The following is a 5,903-nucleotide window of genomic DNA, read 5'->3' as shown; positions in this document are numbered from 1 at the left end:
CATTGGGCCTGCTATGGTGGTCAGGCGTTCAGTCTCACTGCTCTGGGACAGCGCCGCTAGATCTTTGCGCGAATGACATTACGCTTCCCTGCATACCAGAATACTCTGTCAGATCGAGTAATCTGTCAACTAGCAAAAAGGTTGCATTCTCAAGCCCCAGACAAGGTCATGGCGCGGAACGAGCCGGGCTTTGCTTTTGTAGCTTGTGTAGATCGTCTCGTTGGACAAGACGATGAGATCGATGAAGCAGCCCATCATGATGTTGCCGGCCGATGATCGACGAGCAAAACGCTTGCTAACCTTCAGCACTTTGTAGTGCGATTGGTTCCGGTTAAGCGCGCAGAATGTCTGTCGCAAACCCTCGGCAAGCTCGAAGAGCAGCAGCGACATTTTGCGAAATCAGGACGAGCGTGTGTCGCCGGTAATCAAAATTTAAACTGAAAAAATCATGCTAATGCTTCGCTGGCTAGACAAGCGCGAGTCAGATATGCATTACGCGCCGGGTCATTAACGGCCGTCGGCACAACGAAGGGGCATGATATGGCTAAACAGTCATCCAAAGCGCCGGCATCCAAGTCTCCGGCAAAGAAGGCACCGGCAAAGAAAGCACCAGTAAAAGCTGTGGCGGAAAAGGCCGCAGCAGCTGTGAAGAAAGCAGCACCTGCTGCCAAGCCGAAGGCCGCCGAGGCCAAGGCAAAAGCAGCGCCGGCCAAGAAGCCGGCCGCGAAAGCCGCGGCAAAGCCGGCAGTGAAGAAAGCAGCACCAGCCAAGGCCAAAGCAGCACCAGCCAAGAAGCCGGCTGCAAAGGCCGCGGCGAAGCCGGCAGCGAAGAAAGCAGCACCTGCCAAGGCTGCGCCGGCCAAGAAGGCTGCGCCGGCAAAGAAAGCGGCTGCAGCGAAGTCTTCGGTGGCAGTGAAGAAAGCAGCGCCGGCGGCCAAGCCGAAGGCGAAAGCAGCGCCCGCGAAGGCGAAAGCCAAGAAGTAATCGCGTTTCTTAGCTCGCGGAGGACAGTGCTGAAGACCGTTGAGGGCGGGTGCCGGACAGGTGCCTCGCTCGCAGGGTCAGTGCTCGGGCAAGAATAGAGGCGGAGGGAAGACAGCTTTTCGCAACTCCCAGGACTTCGCTGTACGGCGAAGTCCGGTGGGGCATTTCTCTGTGCCCTGAGAGAAATTCTCGGTGCAAGACCGGGTTGGCTAGGTTCGGATCTGTTTGACCTGTTCAGATCCTCTTGGGCTGCAACTGCCGTACCGCTCATTGCCTAAGATCGCGGAGGAGGACGTCGTTCTCCGTGGCGCCCGGTTTTTCCGCCTGTGGCTGTTGATCATGCCGGCATGTCCAGTCAACAGTGCACAAAAATCAAAGCGCTACGGCGTCCTTTGCGCGTCCAATAGGATACGCGGCGCTGTAGCCGGCAACCAGGAACCCGATCATGCCCAGACTGCTCTACGCCTCCACCTCACCCTACAGTTCCAAGGTGCGCATGGCCGCGCGTTATGCCGGCATCGCAGTCGATCTCGTGCCGATAAAAACCGAAGACAAGCCGGCCGAGCTGATCGACGCCAATCCGCTCGGCAAGATCCCGGTGCTGGTGCTCGACGACGGCCGCTCGATTCACGACAGCCGCGCCATTACCCAGCATCTCAACCGCATGTCGAAGAACGCGCTGTTCCCGCGCAATCCCGACAAGCGCCTCGAGGCAGAAGTGCTGGAGGCGCTGGCCGACGGCATCTGCGACTGCGCGCTGTCGATGGTTTATGAGCGGCGCACGCGCCCCGAAGACATGGTCTACCAGCCTTGGCTCGACCGCCAGTGGGCGAAGATAACCGGTGCGCTCGATCTGCTCAACGCCAATCCGCCAAAGCTGCCGAAGAAGATCACCGCCGGCCAGCTGGCGCTGCGCGCCTGCCTTGGCTATCTCTCGCTGCGCTTTGCCGGAAAATGGGAAAAGGGCCGCAACCGGCTGGTCCGCTGGGCAGCACGCTTCGACGAGAAGTTTCCGGAGCTGAAACCCTGCGTCCCGGCGTGAGCTGGCTGGCACCCAGCTAGAGCATTTTTGCAGCCACGTGGAATCACTTGGCGTCGTAGAAATGCGGCTTCAATCTGAATGCATCCCGCTCTAGAGAAGGCGATCACAAAAAAAGCCGGGCACGAGGCCCGGCTTTTTCGTGTCGTGGCTTGGACGTATTTAGAATTTCATACCGACGCCGAAAGTGACGCGGTTGTCGGTCGACTTGACCTTGCCGATACCGTCGAAGTCCTTGTCGCCGAAGTCGGTGTAGCGATACTCGACACGGCCGAACACATTGTCGGTGATCTTGATGTCGGTACCGACGCCGGCCGTCCAGCCGAGCATCGTGTTTTCGTCGCTGGAGCCAGCGGCTTCGATTTCCTGGTTCTTGAGCGCGCCACCGGCGGTGCCGTAGAGCAGGATTTCCGGGGTAACGGCGTAGCCGAGGCGGGCACGCAGCGAGCCTTCGAAGCCGCCCTTGGCCTCGACGCCGCCATCGTCGCCCTCGATGCCGCTATAGCCGATATCGGCTTCAGCACCGTAGACGAAGTTCTCCGCCTGCCACTGATAGCCGCCGAAGACGCCGCCGACAAAACCATCGGTGTCGACGTCTGTGCCGATACCCTCGGCATCGGCGTGACCGCTGAAGCCGTAGCCGACGCTCACACCGGCATAGGGACCGGCCCAGGAAGCGACCGGAAGTTCGGCGATCGGAGCGGGGGCCGGCGGCTCTTCCGCGATGACGTCAGCAGCATAGGCGGTTCCGCCGAGGGCGAAGAGCCCGAGCGCCACCGCCAGCGGTCGCGCAAATTTAAGATTGGCTTGCATTGTTCTTTACTCCTTAAGCCACAGGCACAGGCTTGCTTTCACGAGCGCCCTCAACCCGCCGGGAGGAAAAAACGGATCTGGCGCTCAACGGTTCCGAATGTCGTGTCAAAATGCGGCTGAAGCGAACCTGAACTTGGGTCATTACCCGGCACGAATGAGGCCGAACTTTGACGTTGCATCTGCGCAACAGATGGTGTCAGGAGGCTTTGCCGTGCCATGCTGAACACCGCTTGGAGCAAGGAGTCAGCCGCCCTATATTGCGGTCTGGCAGCCGAGTCCCGGCCACAGTCGAAGACCGAGCCGGCCGCTTTGCCACAATGCTGCCCAAGGTCCGAACGGCATTTAACGCTTGGCCGGCCATATTTCGCCGGCGGGCTGAAATCGAAGCCCATTAAGGATTGACAGGATGAGCAAGGCCGCTGGAACGGCGCTGGTGACAGGCGGGGGCAAGCGGATCGGCAAGGCCATCGTCGAGGATCTTGCCGCGAACGGTTTTGCTGTCGCCATCCATTGCAACCGCTCGCGGGCCGAGGCGGAAGCGTTGGCCGCGCGGATCAACGGCGGCCATTTTGGCCAGGATGGCCGTGCCGCTGTGGTCGCCGCCGACCTGACCGACATGGCCGCGGTCGGCGACCTGATCGGCCGCGCCGAAGCCGCGCTCGGGCCTGTTACACTGCTGGTCAACAATGCCTCACTGTTCGTGGATGACACGGTTCAGGACTTCGACTGGCTTGCCTGGGACCGTCACTTCGCCGTCCATGTGAAAGCGCCGGCACTTTTGGCGCAAGAATTCGCCCGCGCGCTGCCAGAAGGCCAGGAAGCGCTGATCGTCAATATGATCGACCAGCGCGTCTGGCGCCCGACGCCACGCTATTTCTCCTATGCGCTGTCGAAATCGACATTGTGGACAGAGACGCAAATGATGGCGCAGGCGCTGGCGCCTCGCATTCGCGTCAACGCCATCGGCCCCGGCCCGACGCTGAAGAGCGCGCGCCAGGAAGACAGCGATTTTGCCGCGCAGGTCGACGGCCTGATCCTGAAGCGCGGCCCGGAATTGCCTGAATTCGGCGCCACCATACGCTATCTCTGGGGCGCGCGCTCGGTCACCGGCCAGATGATCGCGCTCGACGGCGGCCAGCACCTTGCATGGCAGACGCCGGATGTGACAGGCATTATCGAATGAGTCCCATGGACCAGAAACCTAAACGGGGCGGCGCCGCCGACGACCTGCCCCCCGATGTCGACCTCGAGGACGAGGCGGCGGAGGAGATCGTCGAAACGTCAGCTCCCGGTTCCGGCGGTCCTGACGTTGCCTTCACGGTCATCGATTGGACGCCGCATGCCGGCGATGCCGAGGGCATGGTCGGCGCCGAAGTCATCCAGACGCTGGTCAAACGGCTGCCCAACGCGCCCGGCGTCTACCGCATGATGAATGCCGCAGGCGACGTGCTCTATGTCGGCAAGGCGCGCAGCCTGAAGAAACGGGTGACCAATTACGCGCAAGGCCGTTTCCACACCAGCCGCATCGGCCGCATGGTGCGCGAGACCGCGACAATGGAATTCGTCGTCACCCGCACCGAGATCGAAGCGCTGCTGCTGGAAGCCAACCTCATCAAGCGCTTGCGGCCGCGATTCAATGTGCTGATGCGGGACGACAAGTCGTTCCCCTACATCCTGCTGACCGGCGATCACGTCTCGCCCGGCATCTACAAGCATCGCGGCGCGCGTTCGCGCAAGGGCGACTATTTCGGCCCCTTCGCATCGGCCGGCGCCGTCGGCCGTACCATCAATTCGCTGCAGCGCGCCTTCCTGCTCAGGAGTTGCACCAACTCCTTCTACGAGAACCGCACCCGGCCGTGCCTGCTGTTCCAGATCAAGCGCTGCGCCGGCCCGTGCACCGGCGAAATCTCGCATGGCGACTATGCCAAGCTGGTCGCCGAGGCGAAGGAGTTCTTGTCCGGCCGCAGTCAGAAGGTGAAGACCGATATCTCCGCTGCCATGCAGCAGGCTTCGGAAAATCTCGATTTCGAGCGCGCCGCCATCTATCGCGACCGGTTGGCGGCGCTGTCGCATGTGCAGAGCCATCAGGGCATCAACCCGCAGACCGTCGACGAGGCCGATGTCTTCGCCATCCACCAGGAAGGCGGCCAGGTCTGCATCCAGGTGTTCTTCTTCCGCACGGGGCAGAACTGGGGCAACCGCGCCTATTTCCCCAAGGCCGATCCGGCGCTGGACGCGGCCGAGGTCCTGGGCTCGTTCCTGGCGCAATTCTATGACGACAAGCCGACGCCGCGTACCATCCTGTTGTCGCAAGGCGTCGAGGACCAGGAGTTGCTGGCCGAGGCGCTCTCCACCCGCGCGGGCCGCAAGGTGGCTATCTCGGTGCCGCAGCGCGGCGAGAAGAAGAATTTAACCGACAACGCACTGCAGAATGCCCGTGAGGCGCTCGGCCGCCGGCTGGCCGAGACCTCGACGCAAGGGCGGCTGCTCACCGGCTTCGCTGAGACCTTCGGCCTGAAGAAAACACCGGTGCGCATCGAGGTCTACGACAACTCCCACATCATGGGCACCAACGCCGTCGGCGCCATGATTGTCGCCGGCCCTGAAGGCTTCGTGAAGAACCAGTACCGGAAATTCAACATCCGCTCGACCGAGATCACGCCGGGAGACGATTTCGGCATGATGCGCGAGGTGATGGAGCGGCGTTTTTCCCGACTGCTGAAGGAACATGGCGACGTGCCGCCGAGCGAACAGGCGGCGGATGACATCCTGTCCGAACAGGGCGACGATATCGAGGATGCGGGCGGCTTCCCGGCATGGCCAGACGTCATCCTCATCGACGGCGGTCAGGGCCAGATGACAGCGGTGCTCAAGATCCTCGCCGATCTCGGCATCGAGGACCGTGTCCAGGCCATCGGCATCGCCAAGGGCCAGGACCGGGACGCCGGCCGCGAACGCTTTTTCGTCATGGGCAAGCCACCGTTTTCGCTCCCCGTGCGCGATCCGGTGCTCTACTTCGTCCAGCGGCTGCGCGACGAGGTCCACCGCTTCGCCATCGGCTCCCCCC

Annotated in this window: 6 protein-coding genes; 3 read left to right on the top strand and 3 right to left on the bottom strand. The window is 62.0% G+C overall.

Annotated features, from left to right (window positions below):
* Positions 1 to 129 precede the first annotated feature (129 nt).
* Together EOA86_RS18775 and EOA86_RS39460 are read right to left on the bottom strand one after the other, a co-directional pair.
* Positions 130 to 390 carry a hypothetical protein gene (locus tag EOA86_RS18775; protein ID WP_128343048.1) on the bottom strand — a complete coding sequence of 87 codons (261 nt, stop codon included), beginning with the start codon at positions 388 to 390 and terminating at the stop codon, positions 130 to 132.
* Positions 391 to 446: 56 nt separating this feature from the next.
* Positions 447 to 938: a hypothetical protein gene (locus EOA86_RS39460; protein WP_203546856.1), complete on the bottom strand. Its 492-nt coding sequence runs from the start codon at positions 936 to 938 to the stop codon at positions 447 to 449.
* A 491-nt stretch (positions 939 to 1,429) separates the two neighbouring features.
* Between EOA86_RS39460 and EOA86_RS18765 the strand changes: the two genes are divergently transcribed.
* Positions 1,430 to 2,026, top strand: a complete 597-nt coding sequence (locus tag EOA86_RS18765; RefSeq protein ID WP_128343046.1) for a glutathione S-transferase family protein — start codon at positions 1,430 to 1,432, stop codon at positions 2,024 to 2,026.
* A 159-nt stretch (positions 2,027 to 2,185) separates the two neighbouring features.
* Here the strand turns inward: EOA86_RS18765 and EOA86_RS18760 are convergent, their stop codons facing one another.
* Positions 2,186 to 2,836, bottom strand: a complete 651-nt coding sequence (locus tag EOA86_RS18760) for an outer membrane protein (protein ID WP_128343045.1) — start codon at positions 2,834 to 2,836, stop codon at positions 2,186 to 2,188.
* 406 nt (positions 2,837 to 3,242) lie between these two features.
* Between EOA86_RS18760 and EOA86_RS18755 the strand changes: the two genes are divergently transcribed.
* Positions 3,243 to 4,019, top strand: a complete 777-nt coding sequence (locus EOA86_RS18755) for an SDR family oxidoreductase (RefSeq protein WP_128343043.1) — start codon at positions 3,243 to 3,245, stop codon at positions 4,017 to 4,019.
* Positions 4,016 to 5,903: excinuclease ABC subunit UvrC (gene uvrC / locus EOA86_RS18750; RefSeq protein WP_128343041.1), on the top strand; the 1,888-nt coding region annotated here is incomplete at its 3' end. The genes EOA86_RS18755 and uvrC, both read left to right, overlap by 4 nt.

The sequence above is a fragment of the Mesorhizobium sp. M5C.F.Ca.IN.020.32.2.1 genome (assembly GCF_004023105.1).
GTDB lineage: Bacteria > Pseudomonadota > Alphaproteobacteria > Rhizobiales > Rhizobiaceae > Mesorhizobium > Mesorhizobium wenxiniae.
The sequence above is the reverse complement of the archived record's forward strand: the minus strand, read 5'-3'. Positions and strand labels throughout refer to the sequence as shown.

Bases quoted from the DNA above. Each gene is read 5' to 3' on its own strand.
- EOA86_RS18775 (WP_128343048.1), bottom strand. From the start codon at position 390: ATGTCGCTGCTGCTCTTCGAGCTTGCCGAGGGTTTGCGACAGACATTC.
- EOA86_RS18765 (WP_128343046.1), top strand. From the start codon at position 1,430: ATGCCCAGACTGCTCTACGCCTCCACCTCACCCTACAGTTCCAAGGTG.
- EOA86_RS18760 (WP_128343045.1), bottom strand. From the start codon at position 2,836: ATGCAAGCCAATCTTAAATTTGCGCGACCGCTGGCGGTGGCGCTCGGG.
- EOA86_RS18755 (WP_128343043.1), top strand. From the start codon at position 3,243: ATGAGCAAGGCCGCTGGAACGGCGCTGGTGACAGGCGGGGGCAAGCGG.